The organism is Duncaniella muricolitica, from assembly GCF_910574735.1.
Classification (GTDB): domain Bacteria; phylum Bacteroidota; class Bacteroidia; order Bacteroidales; family Muribaculaceae; genus Duncaniella; species Duncaniella muricolitica.
On record NZ_CAJTCF010000154.1, the window covers coordinates 1 to 2,138 of the forward strand.

At 52.7% G+C, this 2,138-nt stretch carries 1 protein-coding gene and 1 pseudogene; both read left to right on the plus strand.

What is annotated here, in order from left to right:
- Nucleotides 1-79: 79 nt before the first annotated feature.
- Nucleotides 80-1,297 (plus strand): conjugal transfer protein MobB, encoded by a 1,218-nt coding sequence (gene mobB / locus QGT73_RS17230; protein ID WP_280123244.1) that lies wholly within the window; start codon nt 80-82, stop codon nt 1,295-1,297.
- A gap of 30 nt (nt 1,298-1,327) precedes the next feature.
- A pseudogene (locus QGT73_RS17235) lies at nt 1,328-2,035 on the plus strand (YWFCY domain-containing protein); the annotation flags it as partial.
- Between the last annotated feature and the right edge of the window lie 103 nt (nt 2,036-2,138).

Here is a 2,138-nt window from a genome sequence, read left to right on the forward strand (position 1 = left end):
TATATACCAATGGAGAGCCGGATACGCTGAAAGGTGTAAGTCCGGTTCGGGGGCAGACTCGGGGAAACCTACCGCAGAAATGCGGCAAGGCGCCCCGGTGTCGAGCCTACAGATTAACGAGGCGCAGGGGCGGCTTCTCACCACCAACCGCATCTACAATGACGGTTCGGGAACGGTGGACATAGGCAAGGCGATGGAGGGTTTTCTCACCTTCCTGCCACCGCAGATGAAGATCGAGAAGCCGGTGGTGCATATCTCTCTCAACCCGCACCCGGAGGATGTGCTGACCGATATTGAGTTGCAGAATATCGCCCGCGAGTATCTGGAAAAACTCGGTTTCGGAAACCAGCCTTATCTTGTATTCAAGCACGAGGACATCGACCGCCACCACCTGCACATCGTGACGGTCAACGTGGACGAGAACGGGAAAAGGCTCAACCGGGATTTTCTCTACCGCCGCAGCGACCGTATCCGCAGGGAACTGGAACAGAAGTACGGATTGCATCCGGCAGAACGTAAAAATCAGAGATTGGATAATCCGTTGCGCAAGGTGGCCGCATCGGCAGGTGATGTGAAGAAGCAGGTAGGCAACACCGTGAAGGCTCTGAATGGGCAGTACCGTTTCCAGACGATGGGCGAATACCGTGCGCTCCTTTCCTTATATAATATGACGGTGGAGGAAGCGAGGGGCAACGTGCGCGGACGGGAGTATCACGGGCTGGTCTATTCCGTCACGGACGACAAGGGTAACAAGGTGGGCAACCCGTTCAAATCCTCGCTTTTCGGGAAGTCCGCAGGCTATGAAGCCGTACAGAAGAAGTTTGTCCGTTCCAAATCGGAAATCAAGGATAGGAAACTGGCAGACATGACGAAACGCACCGTCCTTTCCGTGCTGCAAGGCACTTATGACAAGGACAAATTTGTATCCCAACTCAAAGAGAAGGGCATCGACACCGTACTGCGCTACACAGAGGAAGGGCGCATCTATGGGGCTACCTTCATCGACCACCGCACGGGATGCGTGCTGAACGGTTCGCGCATGGGTAAGGAGCTTTCGGCGAATGCCTTGCAGGAACACTTCACCCTGCCATACGCCGGACAACCGCCGATACCGCTATCCATCCCTGTGGATGCTGCGGACAAGGCACACGGGCAGACCGCCTACGACAGTGAAGATATATCGGGCGGTATGGGCTTGCTCACTCCCGAAGGTCCGGCGGTAGATGCCGAGGAAGAGGCTTTCATCCGGGCGATGAAGCGCAAAAAGAAGAAAAAACGCAAGGGCTTGGGTATGTAATCAGAGTATCAACAATTAAAAAATCAATGTATGTCACAACAAGAAGACGATTTGAGGGCATTGGCGAAAATCATGGATTTTCTGCGTGCCGTGAGTATCATTTTAGTGGTCATGAACGTGTACTGGTTCTGCTACGAAGCCATCCGGCTGTGGGGCGTGAACATCGGCGTGGTGGACAAAATCCTTCTGAACTTCGACCGCACGGCGGGGCTGTTCCATTCCATTCTCTACACGAAGCTGTTTTCCGTCCTTTTGCTTGCCTTGTCCTGTCTGGGTACGAAGGGTGTCAAGGGTGAGAAAATCACTTGGGGGAGAATCTGGACAGCATTTGCCGTCGGGTTCGTGCTGTTTTTCCTGAACTGGTGGTTGCTGCCCCTGCCGCTGCCGCTTGAAGCGGTGACGGGACTGTATGTCCTTACCATTGGAACGGGCTATGTCTGCCTGTTGATGGGTGGTCTGTGGATGAGCCGCCTGTTGAAACACAATTTGATGGAGGATGTTTTCAACAACGAGAACGAGAGTTTCATGCAGGAAACGAGGCTTATCGAAAGCGAGTATTCGGTCAATCTGCCGACACGTTTCTATTACAGGAAACGCTGGAACAACGGTTGGATCAATGTAGTTAATCCCTTCCGTGCGTCCATCGTGTTGGGTACGCCGGGCAGCGGCAAGTCCTATGCCGTGGTAAACAATTTTATCAAGCAACAGATTGAAAAGGGCTTTAGTCAATACATCTACGGTGCGCCAGTCAAGGTAGTGTCTTAATAGTCCCTTTGGCAAGGATTAGGCAAGTGTTCTTTGAAAATGACCTATCATCACCGACTTATCTGTCCAACGAAAG

Bases quoted from the DNA above. Each gene is read 5' to 3' on its own strand.
- mobB (WP_280123244.1), top strand. From the start codon at position 80: ATGCGGCAAGGCGCCCCGGTGTCGAGCCTACAGATTAACGAGGCGCAG.